Raw genomic sequence first — 20,323 nt, 5'->3', positions numbered from 1 at the left:
AGACCGACCATGGAACAAATTACCGCGTGCGTAGATGGCCCGCATTATTCAAAGCAAGTCGCAGATTTAAGCGTTTGGGCCGCCAAGCGCTTGTCTGTGCCTTTGACACTTTTGCATGTGCTGGATAAATCCTCACACCAAGCGGAGCCTGAACTATCAGGCAACTTGGGAGTGGGCAGCCGTGAACAACTGCTACAAGAGCTGGTGGAGCTGGATGAGCAGCGTGCCAAGCTGGAAATGAAGCACGGCAAAGCCTTGCTGTCTGAGTTGGAAGAAGACGCTAAAGCCAAAGGGCTGGAAGACGTGCGCAAATTGCAGCGCCATGGCAACTTGGTGGAAACCCTGCTTGATATCGAGCCACAGACGCGAGTGTTAGTCTTGGGTAAATCCGGTGAGTTGCACCAAAACGATACCAAGGCAATCGGCTCACAGCTTGAAAGCGTGGTGCGCTCGATTAAAGCGCATACCTTGGTGGCTAACGGCGAGTTTTCAACACCTGAAAGCTACTTATTAGCGTTCGATGGCAGCGATATCAGCGAAAAGCTAGTGGAAAAAGCATTGAGCACACCGCTGTTGGCAGGAATGACTTGTCACTTGGTGATGGTAGAAGATTCGCAAGAAAAGCTGGCAGCGTTTAAACGCGCAGCCGAGCGCTTGAAAACGGCGGGCGTCGATGTGGTTGAGGCTCAGCTAACCGGCGACGTTCATCGTGCGATTTTAGATTACCAAGCGTCCAATCAAGTTGGATTAATCGTGATGGGAGCCTACGGTCACTCAAAATTACGTCAGTTCTTTGTGGGGAGCAATACCACTAAATTGCTGGTCGAGTCGACAGTACCCATGTTATTGATCCGTTAATCGCGAGCGGACAACGATAGCAATAAAAAACCCGCAGCGATGCGGGTTTTTTTTGATCTGACTGTCACTGTCTGGCGGCAATGCGCTATTGCTTGAAGGCAATGCACTACCGAGTGGCGTTATCAGTATTTAAAGCGTGTGGTAAACATAAATTGGTCACCGTACCACTCGTTAACCCGGTAGGCTGCCCCCAGTGAGAAGAGTTCAGTGGCATGGAAGCGCCCGTAGGCAGAGCCAAAGGTATCTTCTTCGTCATCAACGGTAAGCAGGCCAATTTCACCGCCTACTTCAACTTGTGGCCCAAGCCACTGGCGTATGCCTAGGTTAACTTCCAAGCCGACATCGCTGTCAAAGTTATCTTTGTTCACGCCACGCGCGAGTAGCTCACCGGTTAAGTCTGCCCAGTTGTTAATGGGCGCATGAAAGCCAATCCCAGCCGCTGTGTCCCAATCGGAATCAAATTCGGTATCCGCTTCGACGCGTACGTGCGCGTTGGGATGGATCGACATGCTAAATCCTGCACCATAGGTGAGTGGGCTAACACCGATGCGTCCTTCCAGATAGTCGTAACTGAAGTTACTCATGGTGGTGAGGTTGGCGTCTTCTTCATTGGCCACGGCGCTGAACGAAGCCAAAGCGACAATCGCGCTGGCTAAAAGAGATTTACGCATTATCAATTCCACTTGTTATTGGTGTTCAAATCATTCTATAAGACGATTGCGCGCAGAAACAAGCACATCCGCCCGTGAGTCAGGCTTTTTTACCGATTTTTGACCTACCGGGTGGTACGAGCTAGCTTGGCGACTACTCTGCGCCCATATCCCATTTATTGCGATTGATGGCCTCTACAATCCGAGGCGTGTCCAGTACGCTGGTCCATGGCAATAAATTGGCTTCATGCGCGATCACATAGCTGGTGAGCTGGTCGGTCACCACACTGACCAAGGTCTCTTTTTGCCAAGGTTTAGCGAGGTAATAGTGCAAACTGGCGTGATTAACCGCAGAGACTGTGTCTTCCAACCCTGCCTGGCCGGTCAGTAACACTTTGCGCGTCGATGCGGTCTCTGGCTGATGGGCTAACTCAATCAAAAACTCTACGCCTAGCTCGCCGGGCATAATATGATCACACAGAATCAGTGCCAGCTTGGTGCCTTCTGCGGCCATGTCCGCAATGACTTCTCGTGCTTCTGCGACTGATTCTGCCGCTTCTATCTCAAAGTGGTCGGTAAACCCTTGCAAGTCATCGACCACGCTATCGAGCACGTCACGCTCATCATCGACACATAGGACTAAATATTGGCTCATCGTTGGGGCTCCTTACTGACAGAGGCGGGAAGTTCAATGGGTAAGGTGACGGCCATTGTGGTACCGATACCTGGCTGGGAGCGAACCTGAATATCCCCGCCTTGCTCATGGATAATGGTTTGACACATGGTCAGGCCAATGCCTAAACCAAAGTGGCCTTCGCGTTTGGTGGTGTAATTTAACGCAAACATTTTTTCTTGCTGCTCAGGCGTCATACCGGTGCCGGTATCACTGATCGATACTTCTATCGTGCCAGAGGCTTGGTCATTGAGTGTTTTTACTGTCACGGTCAGGGTGCCTGGTGTTTGCATCGCATCTAAGGCATTGGCAATGAGGTTTGTCCACACCTGCGCCAAGGCAGAAGGCTGAGCTATAATATCGGGCACCCAGTCATAGCGCTTTTCCAATTGGTGAGGCTTGAGTCGATGCTCAAATAAGGTGAGGGTATCGTCAATGTTTTCAATAATACGGGTGCGTTGGCGCTGTTCACTGTCTTGACGGGCGTAGGTGCGTAAGCTTTTGACGAGATCGGCAATACGCGCCGCGCACACATGATTAGAGCGTAATAACCGCCCACAGCGGGCGTATTGCTTCCAGGTAGTGAGTTCGCGACTAAAGTCCTTACCCAGATGTTGTTGCCAGGCTTGGATATCTTCAGGTTGATATAGTCCGATGTTGACTAAATCGCGCGCGATACGTTTATCCCCGGTGACGTCGCTTAAGGTGCGGGTATAGGTTCGCGCCGTCGCCGTTGATAAAGGGGTACTCTCGCGGTTTGTTTGTAAAAGCGACAGGGCTTGCTCGCGGCTGGCTGAGGCCAACGGCGTTTTTGCCACTTCCTCTAGAGCGTCTGCGAGTGCATCACTGTTGCGTAAAATCGCTGACACTGGGTTATTGAGTTCGTGAGCGACGCCCGCCACGAGTTGCCCCAGTAGTGCCATCTTTTCTTTTTCTAATAACTGGCGGTTGGCCTCGTCCAGTGAGGCGAGCGTTTGCTGCAGCTGGATTTCGGTATCGATACTGCGCTTTAAGCGTTGGTTAAAGTGCAGCAACAGGTATTGAATAAACAAGGGCAGCAGCTCAGAGCGACTGGTCATTATTTTACTAAATAATGCATGATCGATTTTGATCACCTGCGTCCGAGTGAGAGTGCGACCCGTGGAGAAAGAAACGTCTCCGGTCACAAACGACATACTGCCAATCAAGCTGCCGGAAGACAGGGTGGAGACATGATGCTCTTGCCCTTCGTCATCCGTTTTATACAGCCCAACGTCGCCATCGGTGATAAACCACAAAAATGCATTGTCTTGATTTTCTTTGGTCAACACATGGTTGGCACTGTAGGTGCGGCACGCGCGACTCTCATCGTTGCCTTCAAAAAACGCATATAAACCGGCGATCACGCGATCAGCAATGGCCGCTTTGTCGGTCTCGCCTGGCGCTAACAATTGCGCTTGAAACTGGCTTATCTCGCGCTCAACTTGGGCATCTAACAAGGTGCGGTGGTCTAACACTTCAGCGTAGCGCAGTAAATCATGTTGGCAATAGCGCAACACGTAGGTAGTCAGTTCTTTTTCGGCGACACGCTGCATCTCCTCGGCTCGCCAAGGCTTGTGCATACAATAATTGAGTCGGCCCTCATTCACCGCCTGCAAAATAATATCGTATTGCGGTGCTTCACTGAGCAAAACAGTTCGTGCGCCTTGGCTAGCCGCGTGATTGTCGACATTGACCAATAAATCGATGCCTTGGTGATCGCCAGCAAGGTTATGGCAGATCAGTAATGCCACCTGTTGCTCGTTAGCCTCAAAGTCGTCGAGCATGGTATAGGCGTCGTCTGGGGTCTCTGCACTGCAAAGATCAAACACATCACGAAACGGCGCGAGGTCGTGAGACAACTGCTCTACCACGAAAGGGTCTTGGTCAATGCACAATATAACGAAAGGATTCATAGACTCTGCTGATTTACCACGACGATGCGTTTATTGTATGCATTTATCCATCACAATGATGCGAAATGGTCGACATTCATGACGATACCCTCGGTATATTATGCTGCGCTATTACAGGGCGTTATCTTCAGCGCCTAATTTTAGTTACACTATGGCTTTTCGCATGCTTGAGGCAAAGAAAACATGTTTTTAGGAAAGTATGGTGCCATCGCTGGTGGCCTAGCGATTGTGGCGTGTTGGCCGTTTGCGACTGGCCAGATTGCACACTCGATGTATGAGCGAGAAGTCGACCAGCGTTCAACCCCAGAATTTACCCTCGAGCAGCAGACGTATGAGCGCGGGTATTTAACCTCGCAGGCGGTCACGCGCGTCGCATTTCAGGGTGAAACCAAAGCGATGCTTGCGCAGTCGGGCTTACCCGTTAGCTACGAAATCGCCTCAGAGATCTCGCACGGTGTATTTGGCGTGTCGTCAAGCAACACGTTAGTGATGACGCCTGAGCTACAAGCGATCACGCAAAAAGCGTGGCCCGGTAACCCAACCCCAATTCGTTTAGAGCTGGATACCTTGATGACAGGGGCATCCGATTATCACCTTACCGTCGCGCCTTTCTCGTTATCAGAGGCGAGCAGCAATCTGACCGCGAGCGAGCTAAGTCTACAAGGCGAGATTGACCGCAAAGGGCATGTTAAAGCCACCTTTTCTTTACCCGCACTGGCCTTCAATGACGATAGTGGGCAGCAACTCAAAGTGGATAGCGTGTCGGGGTCAGGAAGTGGCTATTTGCAAGATGGTCTGTGGATTGGTGAACAATCTTTATCGCTCGAGCAAGCACACTTCAGTGATGTCAGTGGTCAATCCTTAAAGTTGGATAACGTAGAGCTTGAGATAGGGAATCAGTTGGTTGCGTCTGAGTCAACGTCAACCCGTCAGCTAAACAATACCAACCAATTGACAGTAGGGACGATGGCGTTACCGAACAACACGCAGTGGCAGAACTTGGTGGTGGCACTCGATGCCAATCATCTTGATTACAGTGCCATGTCCCAAATCGCGTTACTCTCGTCGCAGTGGCAAGAAGGTGGTGCGCCAGTGAGTATGGAGGCTTTTGATCAAGCTTTGGTGCAATTGTTGCAGTCGGGGTTATCGATTGACTTGTCGCCTGCCAACTTAACCGTGCCAGAAGGGGATATCAGTGTCGACATGCACGTCGATGTGAAAGAGAGTGATCCAACTGGCGTATTCAATCTCCAACAACTGGTCAATCAGGTCAGTGGTGATCTGGATATCTCGGTACCCAACGGGGTGCTGACACAGTCACCATGGCAAGCAAAAATACAAGATCTGACCAAAGCGGGCTTTGTCACACAAACCGATAAAAATACCGTGCTAACTGCCAAAATCGAGGGAAACCAAGTCGTCACCTCTAATGGTACTGCTGTACCGCTGGTGCAATTTGTGATGTTTATGTTGATGTAAACGCGCCTTGGGCACTGAGTTAAGACACCAGTGCCCGTAGTTATCCATAACAATAAAAGCGAACGATGATGCAGTCTTTGCCTGAACTTAAGGCCAAAAAATACAAAACGGTGAGAGAAGAGACCGTCATGGGGTTACGTGCTGTGGCATTTATGAAGCATGGCACCACGACGCAAGTGCAAATCAAGACACCAGTGGGACAAACGTACCGGTGTGAATGTACCTTTATCGGTTTTGATGGTGAAAAGCGCTTGTTCTTTTCGTTACCGACGGAAAACCTTAATCAAGTTAATCAATTTTTTATTGAGGGATATCGCCTGGCAGTCGATGCCGTCTCTGACGAGGGTGAGGGGGCCAAAGTGCGGTTTGCGTCTAAGATCTCAACCGTGCTCAAAACGCCAATCAATTTGGTCATGGTCGAGTTACCGCAACAAGCCAAGCTGATACAACAGCGCAAAGACAATCGTTATGAGTTAAACGTCAAAGGGGAAATCCCGCTCGATCATCGTCGTTTGCCCGTCAACCTTACCGATATTTCTGCAGGTGGCTGTGGGTTTAGTTTTGATGCTATTGCGCCCGTGTTTGAAAAACACCACCAAATGGCGATTCAAATCCAAGCACCAGACAGTGACGAGTGTTTTATCTTAAGTGGGCAAATAGAGAACCGGCAACAAAAATGGGGCATGCAGCGCTATGGCGTGTCGTTTGACCGCAGCGGTCTCAAACACTGCGAGGCGTTGATCAAACGGCTGGTTTACGATGGCTCTCATTACATTTTTAACCCCAATGCTGAAGCGAGTGAATGACAAGGTCACTTCAGGGGCTTGAGGCATGTCGCGTCAGAGGATGAGAGCCAGTGATAGGCCTATCCCATGTAGGGTGCCCCTGGGTGCATCACTCATCCGGCGTGATATACGCCACCTTCGCTGGGATCGCATACTGTTGAAAAAACTGTAGCCAGCGTGTTTGGTGGGGCTGCAGTGTATCGCCTGGCCCCTTCACCTCCACCCATTGGTATGACGTACCTCGGCACATGAACAAGTCTGGATGGCCGCGGCGGTTATGGCGGCGGTCGAACAAGATGCGTTGAAAACAGGCGCGAAGCTGTGTGTCTGTAAGCATGACTAACGCAGCCTCAAGCAGCGGCCACTCTATCACCGACCAATTTACCCACTCGTTAGTGATGCCGTGCTTTTGCTGATAGTGTTGCGCTACCCAATCGCGTGCTCGATTAATCTCGGCGAGGCGCTGATCAATCAGTGTCTGCCGTTTAGCGACAAAGTCGTCGCTGTGGAGATCGCGCGGCCCACGTTGAAAAGGGTTAAGAAAGGCGCCACGGACCGGCAAAAACAAAACATCCCAAAAAAACAGCCCAAACAGTGCGTTAAGCAAGCTGTTTTCGCTAAACCATACCTGCCAGCCTTGCTGACGATAATAATCAGCAACCTCATTTTCGACGCGCTGATTCAGCGGTAAAGCTAACGTCTCTGTGGGTAATGTAGCCGGTTTAGCACGCGCTGAGGGAACCAAGCTGCCGAGTGCGCGAACCGGTTTTTGTTTCGCCAAGCGATAAGCGACGTCAAGCTCTTCCTCATCGTGTGGGGCTTGGAGCATGGTGGCGATGATGGTTGCAGCCGCTTTAATGTCACCTTGCTTTATCAAGATACGTGCACGTCGCTCTTGGCTGGGTGGCTGAGTGGTGGTTTGATACAGCGACAAGGCGCTCGATAAATCATCTTGGCGCTCAAATTCGCGGGCAATACTATTCACCAAGCGCTGCCGCTTGCGCTCGAGCGGTGCCCAGTCAAAAGGGGCTGGCAACCAGGGTGCTAACGCCAAGACGTCTTTAGGTTGCTTGTTTTTGCGTGCTTGCCATGCGGTTTCGTTTAACCCGGATAAGTGAAGCCAATCATCAATCTGACTTCGGTCGTTAAATAAGCGATCGGCTTGCCGAATGGGATAGGGCTCAAAGTGTTGGATACCCAGCTCCGCCACCACGAACTGGCTTAAATCCTGGCGCGAATTGCCAAAGTACAGCAGGTTTAATACCGGTAAGATGTCTGGCTGGTGACAAACCACCAACGTATAAGGGCTGTCGAGTGTGTTGCCATAGGTCGCTTCTATCGCCTGCTGCCACTGGCTTTTAGACGCACTCTTAGGGAGTTCTGTATCTGGAAAGGCTTCAATCAGTTGTGCTTTAGTGAGTAATTTAAATAACACCTCTGACGGGGCTGTATAGGTAAAACGAATAAACTGATGCTCAGCCAGGGTGTCGAGTAACGGCGGTGTCTCACCCAGCTCATGGTAATGTAGCGAATCGGCTAAAAACCAGTCGTGACGGCGCATCAGTAAACGCACCAGCAGGCACTGTGCTTTGAAGCTAAGCTGTTGAAAGGTCGTTAGCCAATGGCGCTCGTTGCTTGTGAGCAGATCCCAGTCACGTTCGCAGACTAAATCCATCAAGTTTTGAAAGTTATGATGGTAATAATAGGGGCTAAGAGGATCGGGCTGTGTCATTCTTTTCCTTTTCTTTCATCAGGACACGTGCATTCAGGAGCCGCCGCATGAAACGGATTATCGCTGTACTATTGTCAGTCTTTAGCGGGTTAGTGTCGAGCGATGCCTTGGCTGACAATGAAACGACGTTCTCTAACGAGCAAGGGATCGCTGGGGTCGCTTGCATTATCTCGGATCCTGCTGGACGGCTCTTGCTAGTCAAAGACACAGTAACTGGACGGTATGGTTTGCCTGGTGGCCGGGTTAACTTGGCCGAATCACCGAGCAGAGCGCTCGCCCGTGAAGTGTTCGAAGAAACAGCGATTCGGGTAACGGTCGGTGATGTGTATCATCAGGATGCGCGCGGCGTCTTGTTTGCCTGCCAAAGCCAGGCGCCGTTGCCTGTTGTCTCCACCGCTGAGGGGGTGGGGCTTTTGCCGGCGTGGCGCGCCCCCCATTTTGCCTCTGAAATTGAGCAAGCACGGCTGGTACCGCGCGCCCATGCGCAAGACTATCGCTATCGGTTTAATGATCGTCGCGATCACTTGTGGTCGCTAGCGGCGAAAACCCCGAGCAGTGATGTCAGTGCCTTGGCCGACTTTAGTGCCTTGGCACCTGTGTTTTATGTCAGTCAATATGGATTGGTCTCAGGCGTACAAGACACCGTACAACAACTGGGTGACGCGGGGAATGCAACCGTCACCGCCGTATTCAAACTGGTCAATACGTTAGGAGAGATCGCCTTTTATATTGCACTGGTGCCTTTGTTTCTTGTTTTTCGCGGCCATAAATCGGCACTGTCGCTGCTTTTTTTGCTGATCAGCGCAGCGGCTGTGTCTACCACCCTAAAAAGTGGCTTTGCCATGCCACGGCCGTTTTACCTATGGCCTGACTTGCAAATAGGCCAAGCAAGCGGCTTTACGGTACCGAGTGGCCACACTTTACTCGCGGCCGCTGTGATGACCGCTTGGTATCTAAAGCGCCGAGTCACACACCCGCCTGCTTTTGGTGCGCTGGCGATGACACTGGTGGTGATAGTGCTTATGGGACTGAACCGCATGTATCTCGGGGTGCATTTTGCCAGTGATGTGGTGATCGGGGCCCTGGTCGGGAGCAGTGTCGCCTGGGCGACTGTCAAGCTGGATGCGGTAACGGTGGGGAATGAACGACCCGTGCTGACCACCGGCAGAATCTGGTTCTTAGCGTGTCTCATCATGGCGTTGCTGGCACTGGCATTAAAGATCCCCAATATGGTTTATCTGTCAGCGTTGGCGGCGGGTGTTTATACCGGTCAGGTTTGGCATAAGCTCTTTCCTAGTCATAAACCGGCCAGCCGGCTCAATGGCAAACTGTTAACGCTGGCGTGGATCTTTTTCGGTATCGCCGCCATTGTTGGCGCAGCTTGGGGAGTGGCACAGCTGACAGGGTTAAGCTGGATTGTGCTTATTGTCGTGTCAATGGCGGCATGGAGTTTGGGCCCTTGGGTACTGATTGCCAGCCCAGAGCTTGCTAAATGGTCGGGTAAGCGGTTGGGTTGGCGCGAGTGGTGACAAGGATTTGCTAGGTGATCGCTTTGGCTGTGCCAAGAGTTAAGGTAAAGTGACAGCACAACAAAAATTGCACCAGGCATGGTGAGATAGCGCACAGGAACAGCAATGATACCGGCAATCCATCCAGAGGCGGGCCTGTCGTCCGCCGTCGTTGATTTAATCACTGCTTTACAAACAGCAGGTTTTCAAGGCGATATTGAATCGACCTATGCGAGCCGCCTTGCGGTGGCCACTGATAACAGTGTTTATCAAGCCTTACCGCAAGCCGTCCTCTTCCCCGCCTCGGTTGATGATCTTCAGCTTATTGGTCAGAGCGTCCAAGCCCCAGCATTTAGTGAGATTAAGTTTTCTCCTCGTGGGGGCGGTACCGGCACCAACGGTCAGTCGTTGACCAAGCATGTGGTGGTGGACGTGTCTCGTCATATGAACCAGGTGCTGGAAGTGAACCCTGAGCAAGGCTGGGTGCGCGTTCAAGCAGGCGTTATTAAAGATCAGCTCAATGATGTATTGCGCCCGTATGGATACTTTTTCTCACCTGACTTATCAACCAGTAATCGCGCCACCATTGGCGGGATGATCAACACCGATGCCTCGGGCCAAGGCTCGCTACGTTACGGCAAGACCTCCGATCATGTGCTGGGTTTAAAAGCGGTGCTCGTGGATGGTAGCGTTCTCGATACACAGCCTCTCAATGCGGATCAGCTTCAGCAAGCGATGTCGCGCGATGATCTTAGTGGCCGGGCGCTGCAAACGGTGTCCTCAGTCTGTCGTGAGCATCGTGATCTGATTACCGACACCTTCCCGCCGTTGAATCGCTTTTTAACCGGCTATGACCTTAAACATGTTTATGATGACACACTCACTGCCTTCGACATTGGCCGTGTGCTATGTGGCGCTGAAGGCTCTTTAGCGTTTATTGCCGAAGCTAGGCTCAACATCACGCCGATCCCGACCGTGCGTACCTTGGTAAATATTAAATACGACAGTTTTGATTCGGCACTGCGTAATGCGCCGACGATGGTTGAGGCGAACGCGCTATCGGTTGAAACCATTGATGCCAAGGTGCTTGATCTCGCAAGAAACGACATTGTTTGGCATACGGTGAGTGATCTGCTGCAAGACGTGCCCGGCAAAACCATGCACGGCATTAATATGGTGGAGTTTGCCGGGAACGAGGCTGGTGAGATCGAACAACAGATTTCGGCATTGTGCCAGCAATTGGATAGCCTGATAGCACAAAAGCAACAAGGTGTGATTGGTTATCAGATTTGTCGGGATCTCGCATCAATCAACAAAATCTATGCGATGCGTAAAAAAGCGGTCGGGCTGCTTGGCGCCACGAAAGGCAAAGCCAAACCTGTCGCCTTTGCCGAAGATACCTGTGTGCCGCCCGAAAACCTGGCTGATTTTATCAGTGAGTTCCGCGCATTGCTCGACAGCCACCATTTGCACTATGGCATGTTCGGTCATGTTGATGCGGGGGTACTACATGTGCGTCCAGCTCTGGATTTGTGTGATCCTGACCAAGAACGGGTGATGAAAACCCTCTCTGACCAAGTGGTCGCCTTGGTCGCCAAGTATGGTGGCTTGATGTGGGGTGAGCATGGCAAAGGGTATCGTTCGGAATACGGCCCCGAGTTTTTTGGTGAGACCTTGTTTGCGCAGCTTCGCCATATTAAAGCGGCATTTGATCCGCAAAACCGGATGAATCCAGGAAAAATCTGCACACCGATTAACAGCCAGGATTCACTGGTGAAGGTTGATGACACTAAGCGTGGCTTTTATGACCGCCAAATTCCGGTAGAAGTGCGTGATAGCTTTAAAGGGGCAATGGAGTGTAATGGCAACGGGCTGTGCTTTAACTATGACACCGCCTCACCCATGTGTCCTTCTATGAAGGTCAGTTATGACCGTCGTCATTCGCCAAAAGGCCGCGCTGGAATTGTGCGAGAATGGTTGCGTTTACTGTCTGAGCAGGGTGTCGACCCGTTGGCGGTTGAGCAGGCATTGATGACTCAGTCACCCTCAGTCCGTGAAGTGATGGCCAAATTCGGGCGCTATTTTACCCGCCGTAAAGAAGCGGATGATTTTAGCCATGAGGTCATGGAAGCCATGAGCGGTTGCTTGGCGTGTAAAGCTTGTGCCAGTCAGTGCCCGATCAAAGTGGATGTGCCGAGTTTTCGATCGCGTTTTATGCAGCTCTATTACAGCCGCTATCCGCGCCCGATGAAAGACCACTTAGTGGCGAACATTGAAACCTTGCTACCACTGATGGCTAAAGCCCCAAAATTGGTGAATGCGGCGACTCAGCCTCAATGGGCCCAAGGGCTCACTGCGAAGTTGATTGGCTACACAGACACACCGGCGTTGTCGGTACCGACGCTGGCTCAGTCACTGGCGGGCGATCATGCGCTGAAGTTTGATTTATCCTGGTTACAGGCGTTATCTGCGCAAGAGCGTGAAAACTATGTATTGATCGTACAAGACCCATTTACCAGCTTTTATGAAGCGCCTCTGATTCACGATTTGATCAAACTGGCGCGGCAGTTGGGTAAGGTGCCCATGTTGGTGCCGTTCAAACCTAATGGGAAAGCGCAGCATGTAAAAGGGTTTCTTCGCCGCTTCGCCCAGACGGCGCGTAACACCGCTGGCTTTTTGAATCAGCTGGCGGCGTTAAATATTCCCATGGTGGGCGTCGACCCAGCGCTGGTGCTTTGTTATCGCGATGAGTATCAAGAAGCGTTAGGTAAGCACCGGGGTAACTTTAATGTGATGCTGAGTCATGAGTGGCTGACCAGTGTTGTGCCTAGTATGCCGGTTGTGACGAGCAGTGATGCCGACCCTTGGTATCTGTTTGGCCACTGCACCGAGAAAACACAGTTACCTCATGCTGAGCAACAATGGGTGGCTTTATTTGCCCATTTTGGGGCAGAGCTTAAACCGATTTCTGTCGGTTGCTGTGGTATGGCGGGCACTTATGGCCATGAAGCAGACAAGCGCGAAACGTCAGCCGCGATCTATGATTTAAGTTGGTCGCCACAGTTGGCAAACCTGCCTAGCGAGAGAGTGCTCGCAACCGGTTACTCGTGCCGCAGCCAAGTAAAGCGGTTCAGTGAGACGCAGTTGCAACACCCTTTGCAAATCTTGTTGCGGCTAGCATGTACGCGAATTGATCGTGCGCGTGTCGATAACGTATCACTATAAAGCTTGCATCTGGGTGGCTTTGTCATACAGTAAAATAAAGAGCTGAAAGCTAAGGTAAAACAAATGCTTAAAACGGTTGTTATCATCTTGCTGGTTTTACTCGGGATTACGGCGGCCCAGTACTTGGACGAGGGGACGCAAAAGAAAATTGCGTGGGTGGTCGGCGCCATCGCTGGTGTGCTGGCGTTGGTTGTGATTGGTGTAGAGCTTTTTCGTTAGTGTTGGCGAGTTGACTCACGTTTCATTAGCCGGATAGCGTGACGCCGACGATACTAAAAACACGCAACGTTCGGAATGAAACGCTCGTAGTGAGAAGCCCGTAATGAGGTGTATCACGACGGGCGTTTTTATTTCATTCTTTTAAAGACGGTGCTTATGCGCGTTTTCCACGCTGCTTATTACCTGGCCCTTTGTGATTTGGCCGACGTATATCGGGTTGCTTGGGATGTTTAGTGGCAAAACGTTGGGTGCCATGGCGGCCTGAGCGACGCTGCCGGCCTGTTTTTTCGGGGGCATCTTCTCTCGGGATCAGGCACTTTGGTCCGTTACCAATCAAATGCTGTTTACCCATACGTACCAAGGCTTCACGGATCAGTGGCCAGTTGGCGGGATCGTGGTAACGCAGTAGTGCCTTGTGTAAGCGTCGCTGGCGCTCGCCTTTTGCCACTGTCAGTGCTTCGCGTTTTTTGTAACGCACCCGCTTCAGTGGATTGGTTTCCGAGTGATACATGGCGGTGGCATTACACATAGGTGATGGGTAAAAGTTTTGCACTTGGTCGCACTCAAACTCATTCTCTTTTAGCCAGCATGCCAAATGCACCATATCTTCATCCGTACATCCTGGGTGCGCGGCAATAAAGTAGGGGATCAAATACTGCTTTTTACCCGCTTCTTTACTGTATTTTTCAAACAGTGCTTTGAAGCGATCATACGCGCCCATGCCGGGCTTCATCATCAAGTCCAGCGTGTTCTTTTCGGTATGCTCAGGGGCGATTTTCAAATAACCACCGACATGGTGAGTCACCAATTCTTTGACATATTCTGGCGACTCAATCGCCAGGTCATACCGCACTCCCGAGGCAATCAAGACTTTTTTGATGCCCTCCACCTGACGTGCTTTGCGGTAGAGATCAATGGTATGACGGTGATCGGTATTGAGCTTGTCGCAAATCTTTGGAAATACACACGAGGGGCGACGACAGTTACGCTCCGCCTTGGGATCGGCGCAGCCGAGTCGATACATGTTAGCGGTTGGGCCACCCAAGTCTGAAATGGTGCCAGTAAAACCAGGCACTTTATCGCGGATATCATTGAGCTCTTCAATGATCGACGCTTGTGAGCGGTTTTGAATGATCCGTCCTTCGTGCTCGGTAATCGAACAAAATGAACAGCCGCCAAAACAGCCACGCATAATGTTCACCGAGGTTTTAATCATATCGTAGGCGGGGATCTTGGCGTTGCCGTACTTTGGGTGAGGCACACGTGCATAGGGCAACCCAAACACATAGTCCATTTCTTCGGTGGTGAGGGGCACCGGTGGTGGATTAATCCAAAGCAGTTGATCGCCATGTTGCTGCACCAAGGCGCGCGCAGAATAGGGGTTAGCTTCTAAGTGCATCACTCGGCTAGCATGCGCGTACAAAATGCGATCGTTTTTGAGTTTTTCAAACGAGGGCAGGCGAACAAAGGTGTTTTTGGCATCGTGTCGAGACGGACGGATAGTAATGGGTTTCGCCGCGTCTGGCTCTGCTTTTTTGCTGGTCTCGCACTGGGTTTCTGTTGCGTAGGGGTTAGGCATAGTCATGCTCTTTCCCGGTTTATCAATGCGGGTGGAATCGACTTCTGCCATACCTTCGGGCAGTGTTTTCATCATCACGGCGGTGCCAGCGATGCGAGTCATAGCGGCTAAGGTGTCACCGCGAGATAAACGATGCGCCACTTCTATTAAGGCGCGCTCGGCGTTGCCAAATAGCAATATGTCAGCTTTGGCGTCACATAACACTGAGCGACGGACTTTGTCTGACCAATAGTCGTAGTGTGCTAAACGGCGCAAGCTGGCTTCTATGCCGCCTAGCACAATCGGCGTCTGCTTATAGGCCTCTCGGCAGCGCTGAGAATAGACTAAAACCGCGCGATCAGGGCGTTTCCCGCCCTCGTTATTAGGCGTGTAGGCATCATCATGGCGCAGCTTTCGGTCTGCGGTGTAACGGTTGATCATCGAGTCCATGTTGCCGGCGGTTACACCAAAGAACAGGTTTGGTTCGCCTAATGCCATAAAATCATCTTTATTGTGCCAGTTAGGCTGCGAGATGATGCCAACACGAAACCCTTGTGCTTCCAATGTGCGGCCAATTACCGCCATGCCAAAGCTAGGATGATCGACATAGGCATCACCGGTCACGATGATGATATCGCAGCTATCCCAACCTAGGATATCCATCTCTTCACGGCTGGTGGGCAAAAAAGGCGCAGGGCCAAAGCAAGCCGCCCAGTAAGGGGTGTAATCGTATATAGCAGTCGGTGTCACGTTATGGTCTCTTGGTCAGCCCATTGCAATGAGGATGTGCGCTCCATCGATACGCGCATCGTGCGCCAGGGCGGGCGATAAATTAGCCAGCGATTTTAGCGACAATCCTGCACCGAGTATAGGGATAAATCTGGGGAGATGACTCAGGATGTCATAGAAGGCTGGGCGGACGGGTTGTGTTGTTGCACATAATCAATAAAGGCACGATCGGCGAGGGATAAGTAACCCTCTTTACGCCAAGCAATGGAAATATCGAGCTTGATCGGCTGTGTGAACGGTATCCCGACAATCCCGCTTTCGTGTTCAGTGACCATATCGAGCAGTGCGCTGATCGCAAATCCATGACGGACGATATTCAAAATCATCGCCAGCAAATTGGTTTCTAATGACAGTTTGGGGGTCATCGCATGGGTATCGCAGACTTGATCGAGATAATCACGGTGGAAGTACCCAGGACGGAACATAATTAGCTCATGGGCGAAAAAGGTGTGATAGTCGAGGGTAGAATGCGTGGCGAGCGGATGATCGGTCGCGACAACAGCAACCATCTGCGAGGAGATCAAATGCGTGGTGTCTAACGAATCGGGCACCTCTCTATCATTGATCACGGCGAGATCCAACTCACCGTCGAGCAGCATTTGCCGCAGAGAGTGAGTGCCAGCCTCTACCACCGTGAGCTTTAGCGTGGGATAACGACGGCGAAATCCCATCAGCAACTCAGGAAAAAAATACGATCCCAGCATACCCGGCACACCGATACGCACCTCGCCTTTTTGCAATCCTTTCAGCTCATCCATGGCTGTGGCCGCATCTTGCATTTGTTGTACGACGCGATAGGCGTGCTGGAGTAATACTTGCCCTTCTTGCGTCAGTTGAATGTGCTTTTCATTGCGAATAAAAATCGGCATACCCAGTTGATTCTCAAGCTTTTTGATCGCAATGCTGAGCGCAGGTTGCGCGATATGCAGACGCTGGGCGGCGAGAGTAAAGCTTTTAGTCTCAGCGATAGCAATCACGTGGCGGAGCTGTTTGATGTCCATAATCATAAATAAAATATATAGAGAAGATATATTTAATATATTTTATTAATCATAGGGCCGTTGTTAGCATGATCACATCTTAGCCTGACGGTGAGGTTTTCATGATAGAGCTTGGCTCACCACGTTATCGATTGACCGCGTTTGCACTCGCATTCGGCTCCTTTTTGATTTTTTGTAATCTTTATCTGTTTCAACCTATGCTACCTGTCTTTGCCGCGACTGATGGGATCAGCGAAACACGGGCGAATTGGCTACTTGCGGCTACCACGTTGGGCCTTTCTTTTTCACTGGTGCCTTGGGCCGTGCTGTCGGAGCGAGTCGGTCGGCGCCCCGTGATGCTGGTGAGCCTTTGGATGCTTCCTGTGATTGGCCTTATTATCGCCACCAGTTCTTCTTTTTGGATCATCGTCGGTTTACGCGCGTTGGTTGGTATTGCCCTGGGTGGGTTTGCCGCGGTCGCCGTGGCGTATATGGCGGAAGAGTTCTCACCGGAGGCGCTCGCGATTGCCGTGGGCAGCTATATCAGTGCGAACTCTCTAGGCGGGATCTCGGGTCGAGTGTTCGGTGGGATGATGACAGATTGGTGGGGATGGCATGGCGCGGTGATGGCGATGACCGTTTTCTCCTTGGTAGGCGTGGCCATCGTGAGTAAACTTTTACCGCGTCAGCGTTATTTTTCGCCTGGTAATACCTCTTTACTTGTCCATTCTCGCGGGGTGCTCACGCATCTTCGCACACCCAAGTTGTGGCTGGCGATGCTGATAGGTGGGGTGAACTTTGCGTTATTCGTGAATTTGTTTTCGGTGATAGCGTTTCGTTTAGTGGCTGCGCCTTACCAGTTACCCGTCAGTCTCGTGTCTTCAGTGTTTGTTTGTTACCTCGCCGGTACAGTGACATCGCGTTTGAGTGGGCGTTGGGTGCTGCACTTCGGCGCCATCAAAGGCATGGCTTTTGGTACTTGTGTCGCTATGCTGGGGGTGTTAGTGACCTTGAGCAGTCAGGTGCTTTGGATGGTGGTGGGGCTATTGATTGTGAGTGGTGGCGCGTTCTTTACTCACTCACTCGCTTATGGGTGGGTCAGTCGCCAAGCCGCGCAGGGTAAAGCAACGGCAACGGCTTTGTATTTAGTGCATTATTATGTTGGTGGCAGCCTTGGTGGGTTTTATCTCATCGCGGCTTGGCAACACTATGCGTGGCCAGGTGTGGTGATTGCGGCCTTAGTGCTTATCACGGTTTTATTGGGACTGGTATTTGGCCTTTCCCGTGTTATGCGCCGTCGTCGAGAAAGCCAGCGCCACGCGCACGTTGTGGCACCCTGAGCTTTAACTCGATGCAGCGAACAGGGCGTCAACCGACGCCGTTCTCAGAGAGCGGATTGCGATAACTGCGTTGCCTCTTGGCAGCCAATATTAGCTCCTTTGCGACCGATTGCTTCGCTACAGCGATGTCTCGGTCGGCATGTCGATATTGTCACGGCTGACAGAGTTTCTGGCGTCAAACCCCGTTTGTTTGCCTGGCTGATAGGTACGTATACAGTCTCTCCCTTCGGCTTTTGCTTGGTAGAGAGCACTGTCGGCGCGCTCTATCAAGGATGAAAGCGTGTCGCCCGGTTGCAGCGTGGAGAGGCCTATAGACGCGGTGACTTTCAACGGGGTATGGCTTTCATCAATATAGACATCCATTTCTCGAATTTCCCCCAGCAAACGTTCGGCGATTTGCGCGGTGACCTCACCATTACATTTAGGTAGGAAGACAATAAATTCCTCGCCACCGAATCGACCGAAAATATCGGCCTTTCTCAAACGCTCCTGTACGGTGCGGGTAAATGATTGCAATACCACATCGCCCGCGTAGTGCCCCCACTTGTCATTAATCCGCTTGAACTTATCTAAATCGAGCAGTAAGACGGAGAATGGCGAGTGCCTTTCTTCACTCACGGCCAGCGCGCGCATAGCCAGCTGTAATAGCATCCGGCGATTATAAATGCCTGTTAACGGGTCGAGCGTCGCTTGCCGGTATAGGCGCAAAATCATGTGGAGTTGAGAAAGCTGTGACCATACCACCATGAAGGCAATAACGGTTTGTAGCCAATACGAAGCAATATTATCTGGACTGGTCATGGTGGCACTGAACGAATCAACCCATAAGTGGCAAATCAGGGTAATCGACATCAAGAGTAGGCTTTCCCGCATTGTGAGCGGGAAGATGGTCAGCATGACAATCTGAATAATGGGCAGCAAGGTGTAGCTGTAAGAGAATGCCGCGTTGTCAGTGGGAAAGCCTAAAGTGTGGCTGGCAGAAAAATAAAAGGCGTTGGTAGCGAGTACCATGGCGATCAAGCCAAGTTTTGCTGATTTGAGATTATTAGCGCGATTGACCGCGTAACCAATGGTAATCAGCATACCCGCTAACAAAAGGCGTTGCAGCGAGAGCTGCGCCGCGGCCATTTTGTCAGCGAGAAATAAAAAATCAGCGGGTGACCACGCAATGGTCAGGGCGGCCCATACGTAACACAACACGCACAACCGGCTGCGCAGATAAGTGCTGCGTGTATTATTAAAGCTGTTTGCGTGCTTTTTAGCACTCCACAGTTCAAGGAATGATATTTGCAGCTTGTAGACAATATGGCCTAAGGTTTCACTCATCATTGCACCCATTGTGATTCCCGCCTGTGCAAAGGTTCCAGTTGCGTCCGCCGCTTTGGTACTATCATGCTGCGCGGTCATGTTATTTTTTTCTGTCATAAAGGTTGGTATAAGCGTGTAAACATGCCAGTTTGTTGTTTATTTTGACTGTGTTTCTTGCATTCAATGTGATCTAGCCAACTTTTTAATGCAATAAAACGAATAATTGACCATTTTTTATTGAGATACGTAAGGTGCTCTTCATTATGTATACGTTACTCGCTCCTGCGGTTGCCTCGGCAGTTCTAGGGGCACAGCTGGTGCTCTCGCTGGCGTTATTAAAAGGGGAAATATGCCCAGGCCAACGGGGTCGGTTCCATCACGCTTTCTGGGTGCCTGTTTTTGCGTGGTTGATATTAGTTCCATTTACGTTGTTCGCCAGTTTACCCTTTTTGTTGTTAGGGATTTTTGCGTTTCGATCAAAAACAGGTAAAACGCGTCACTCCGGTCCCATTCCTTTGCTTCATGTCGCAAATTTATTGGGTTTTGTTGCATGGATTGTCATACTCGCCGCGCACGGTGGCGGAATGTTAATGATGGGAGCCTTGCAACTGGTGATTCTCGGGTCGAGCCTTGGCCACAGTTTGTTAGTGCGTGCGCGCTCGCGACTGCAAGCTTTTGATCGTTTGCTCCCTCTAATCAGTGTAGTGGCCTTTATGGGGGTGATGGTATTGGCCGCGCTGTTGTCTGCACTCAGCCCATCGGCAACAACTGACATCAACGCCATTATGGCGGGTGCCGGCCTAGGTTTGCTTGGGGTGGCGGCACAGATTTGGCACCTACTGAAGCAAACATCGCCTGTGTTTTGGCGCGTGAGCGTGGGCTTTGGATTTATGCTATTGGCGAATATCAGTCTGACGCGACTCGTCATGGCTTAATTAGGCACTTTTTCGCCTCGGATCTATACTCAAGGTGCGGTCTTCAGTGCAAGGAGAGGGTATGGATATCCACAACATCAGCCGATTAGATGGTGCTATCTTCTATGGCATTGTCAACGAAAGACTGCGTCTTGAGTGTGATAGCTTAGAAGCACTGATGGCGCATTTAGATCTCGACCACGATCAATTGCAAAATAAGTTTAATGATATTGGTTGTGAGTACGACCCGCTTACCAATCAATTAAGGCTTAAATAGCGTCTAACCTGCGGCTCACTGCATAGACGGTGAGTCGCACTCTAACTCTTCTTTCATCCCTTCGTAGACAGACCCCGTTGTTTTGTTAAAAATT

Annotated in this window: 16 protein-coding genes; 9 read left to right on the top strand and 7 right to left on the bottom strand. The window is 51.0% G+C overall.

What is annotated here, in order from left to right; all coding sequences use genetic code 11:
- Positions 1–9 precede the first annotated feature (9 nt).
- Positions 10–858 (top strand): universal stress protein, encoded by an 849-nt coding sequence (locus FCN78_RS07685; protein WP_077459251.1) that lies wholly within the window; start codon positions 10–12, stop codon positions 856–858.
- A 122-nt stretch (positions 859–980) separates the two neighbouring features.
- Here the strand turns inward: FCN78_RS07685 and FCN78_RS07680 are convergent, their stop codons facing one another.
- The 3 genes from FCN78_RS07680 to FCN78_RS07670 all read right to left on the bottom strand — a co-directional run bounded on the left by FCN78_RS07680 (position 981) and on the right by FCN78_RS07670 (position 4,115).
- Positions 981–1,529 (bottom strand): hypothetical protein, encoded by a 549-nt coding sequence (locus FCN78_RS07680; RefSeq protein ID WP_069362696.1) that lies wholly within the window; start codon positions 1,527–1,529, stop codon positions 981–983.
- 133 nt (positions 1,530–1,662) lie between these two features.
- Complete coding sequence (locus FCN78_RS07675) at positions 1,663–2,163, bottom strand: response regulator (protein WP_069362697.1); 501 nt, start codon at positions 2,161–2,163, stop codon at positions 1,663–1,665.
- On the bottom strand, positions 2,160–4,115 hold the full coding sequence (locus FCN78_RS07670; RefSeq protein ID WP_077658739.1) for an ATP-binding protein: 1,956 nt from the start codon (positions 4,113–4,115) through the stop codon (positions 2,160–2,162). Before FCN78_RS07670 ends, FCN78_RS07675 begins: the two co-directional genes overlap by 4 nt.
- 183 nt (positions 4,116–4,298) lie before the next feature.
- On the opposite strand from FCN78_RS07670, the gene FCN78_RS07665 reads away from it, so the two are divergent.
- Together FCN78_RS07665 and FCN78_RS07660 are read left to right on the top strand one after the other, a co-directional pair.
- The gene (locus FCN78_RS07665; protein WP_077658738.1) at positions 4,299–5,594 is read left to right on the top strand and encodes a DUF945 family protein; all 1,296 of its coding nucleotides are present in this window, start codon (positions 4,299–4,301) and stop codon (positions 5,592–5,594) included.
- 65 nt (positions 5,595–5,659) lie between these two features.
- Positions 5,660–6,400 carry a flagellar brake protein gene (locus tag FCN78_RS07660; RefSeq protein WP_077459248.1) on the top strand — a complete coding sequence of 247 codons (741 nt, stop codon included), beginning with the start codon at positions 5,660–5,662 and terminating at the stop codon, positions 6,398–6,400.
- 88 nt (positions 6,401–6,488) lie between these two features.
- On the opposite strand, the gene FCN78_RS07655 is transcribed toward FCN78_RS07660, so the two are convergent.
- A complete protein-coding gene (locus FCN78_RS07655) occupies positions 6,489–8,111 on the bottom strand; it encodes a VRR-NUC domain-containing protein (RefSeq protein ID WP_077658737.1) in 1,623 nt (540 codons plus the stop codon).
- A 47-nt stretch (positions 8,112–8,158) separates the two neighbouring features.
- On the opposite strand from FCN78_RS07655, the gene FCN78_RS07650 reads away from it, so the two are divergent.
- From FCN78_RS07650 to FCN78_RS15845, 3 genes are all read left to right on the top strand, one after another.
- The gene (locus tag FCN78_RS07650; protein WP_077658736.1) at positions 8,159–9,640 is read left to right on the top strand and encodes a bifunctional NUDIX hydrolase/phosphatase PAP2 family protein; all 1,482 of its coding nucleotides are present in this window, start codon (positions 8,159–8,161) and stop codon (positions 9,638–9,640) included.
- 105 nt (positions 9,641–9,745) lie between these two features.
- Entirely contained in the window at positions 9,746–12,844 is a 3,099-nt protein-coding gene (gene ydiJ, locus FCN78_RS07645) for a D-2-hydroxyglutarate dehydrogenase YdiJ (RefSeq protein WP_077658735.1), read from the top strand.
- 63 nt (positions 12,845–12,907) lie between these two features.
- Entirely contained in the window at positions 12,908–13,063 is a 156-nt protein-coding gene (locus FCN78_RS15845) for a hypothetical protein (protein ID WP_155522579.1), read from the top strand.
- Between the two features lie 154 nt (positions 13,064–13,217).
- Here FCN78_RS15845 and FCN78_RS07640 read toward each other — a convergent pair whose 3' ends face one another.
- Together FCN78_RS07640 and FCN78_RS07635 are read right to left on the bottom strand one after the other, a co-directional pair.
- A complete protein-coding gene (locus tag FCN78_RS07640; protein WP_077658734.1) occupies positions 13,218–15,371 on the bottom strand; it encodes a YgiQ family radical SAM protein in 2,154 nt (717 codons plus the stop codon).
- 143 nt (positions 15,372–15,514) lie between these two features.
- Positions 15,515–16,411 (bottom strand): LysR family transcriptional regulator, encoded by an 897-nt coding sequence (locus FCN78_RS07635; RefSeq protein WP_077658733.1) that lies wholly within the window; start codon positions 16,409–16,411, stop codon positions 15,515–15,517.
- 101 nt (positions 16,412–16,512) lie between these two features.
- On the opposite strand from FCN78_RS07635, the gene FCN78_RS07630 reads away from it, so the two are divergent.
- On the top strand, positions 16,513–17,730 hold the full coding sequence (locus FCN78_RS07630; protein WP_069362705.1) for an MFS transporter: 1,218 nt from the start codon (positions 16,513–16,515) through the stop codon (positions 17,728–17,730).
- A 117-nt stretch (positions 17,731–17,847) separates the two neighbouring features.
- On the opposite strand, the gene FCN78_RS07625 is transcribed toward FCN78_RS07630, so the two are convergent.
- Positions 17,848–19,155 carry a GGDEF domain-containing protein gene (locus FCN78_RS07625; RefSeq protein WP_077658732.1) on the bottom strand — a complete coding sequence of 436 codons (1,308 nt, stop codon included), beginning with the start codon at positions 19,153–19,155 and terminating at the stop codon, positions 17,848–17,850.
- Between the two features lie 146 nt (positions 19,156–19,301).
- Between FCN78_RS07625 and FCN78_RS07620 the strand changes: the two genes are divergently transcribed.
- Together FCN78_RS07620 and FCN78_RS07615 are read left to right on the top strand one after the other, a co-directional pair.
- A complete protein-coding gene (locus FCN78_RS07620) occupies positions 19,302–19,973 on the top strand; it encodes a hypothetical protein (RefSeq protein ID WP_077608439.1) in 672 nt (223 codons plus the stop codon).
- Positions 19,974–20,034: 61 nt separating this feature from the next.
- A complete protein-coding gene (locus FCN78_RS07615) occupies positions 20,035–20,229 on the top strand; it encodes a DUF4250 domain-containing protein (RefSeq protein ID WP_077658731.1) in 195 nt (64 codons plus the stop codon).
- The last annotated feature ends 94 nt before the right edge of the window (positions 20,230–20,323 follow it).

It is taken from the genome of Salinivibrio kushneri (genome assembly GCF_005280275.1).
Taxonomy (GTDB): Bacteria; Pseudomonadota; Gammaproteobacteria; order Enterobacterales; family Vibrionaceae; genus Salinivibrio; species Salinivibrio kushneri.
Note: the sequence above shows the minus strand (reverse complement) of the source record. Positions and strands in the feature narration are given on the sequence as shown.

Excerpts from the sequence above, each read along its gene's own strand:
- FCN78_RS07670 (WP_077658739.1), bottom strand. The coding sequence starts at position 4,115 with ATGAATCCTTTCGTTATATTGTGCATTGACCAAGACCCTTTCGTGGTA.
- FCN78_RS15845 (WP_155522579.1), top strand. The coding sequence starts at position 12,908 with ATGCTTAAAACGGTTGTTATCATCTTGCTGGTTTTACTCGGGATTACG.
- FCN78_RS07660 (WP_077459248.1), top strand. The coding sequence starts at position 5,660 with ATGATGCAGTCTTTGCCTGAACTTAAGGCCAAAAAATACAAAACGGTG.
- FCN78_RS07630 (WP_069362705.1), top strand. The coding sequence starts at position 16,513 with ATGATAGAGCTTGGCTCACCACGTTATCGATTGACCGCGTTTGCACTC.
- ydiJ (WP_077658735.1), top strand. The coding sequence starts at position 9,746 with ATGATACCGGCAATCCATCCAGAGGCGGGCCTGTCGTCCGCCGTCGTT.
- FCN78_RS07635 (WP_077658733.1), bottom strand. The coding sequence starts at position 16,411 with ATGGACATCAAACAGCTCCGCCACGTGATTGCTATCGCTGAGACTAAA.
- FCN78_RS07650 (WP_077658736.1), top strand. The coding sequence starts at position 8,159 with ATGAAACGGATTATCGCTGTACTATTGTCAGTCTTTAGCGGGTTAGTG.
- FCN78_RS07675 (WP_069362697.1), bottom strand. The coding sequence starts at position 2,163 with ATGAGCCAATATTTAGTCCTATGTGTCGATGATGAGCGTGACGTGCTC.
- FCN78_RS07620 (WP_077608439.1), top strand. The coding sequence starts at position 19,302 with ATGTATACGTTACTCGCTCCTGCGGTTGCCTCGGCAGTTCTAGGGGCA.
- FCN78_RS07625 (WP_077658732.1), bottom strand. The coding sequence starts at position 19,155 with ATGACAGAAAAAAATAACATGACCGCGCAGCATGATAGTACCAAAGCG.
- FCN78_RS07615 (WP_077658731.1), top strand. The coding sequence starts at position 20,035 with ATGGATATCCACAACATCAGCCGATTAGATGGTGCTATCTTCTATGGC.
- FCN78_RS07665 (WP_077658738.1), top strand. The coding sequence starts at position 4,299 with ATGTTTTTAGGAAAGTATGGTGCCATCGCTGGTGGCCTAGCGATTGTG.
- FCN78_RS07655 (WP_077658737.1), bottom strand. The coding sequence starts at position 8,111 with ATGACACAGCCCGATCCTCTTAGCCCCTATTATTACCATCATAACTTT.
- FCN78_RS07685 (WP_077459251.1), top strand. The coding sequence starts at position 10 with ATGGAACAAATTACCGCGTGCGTAGATGGCCCGCATTATTCAAAGCAA.
- FCN78_RS07680 (WP_069362696.1), bottom strand. The coding sequence starts at position 1,529 with ATGCGTAAATCTCTTTTAGCCAGCGCGATTGTCGCTTTGGCTTCGTTC.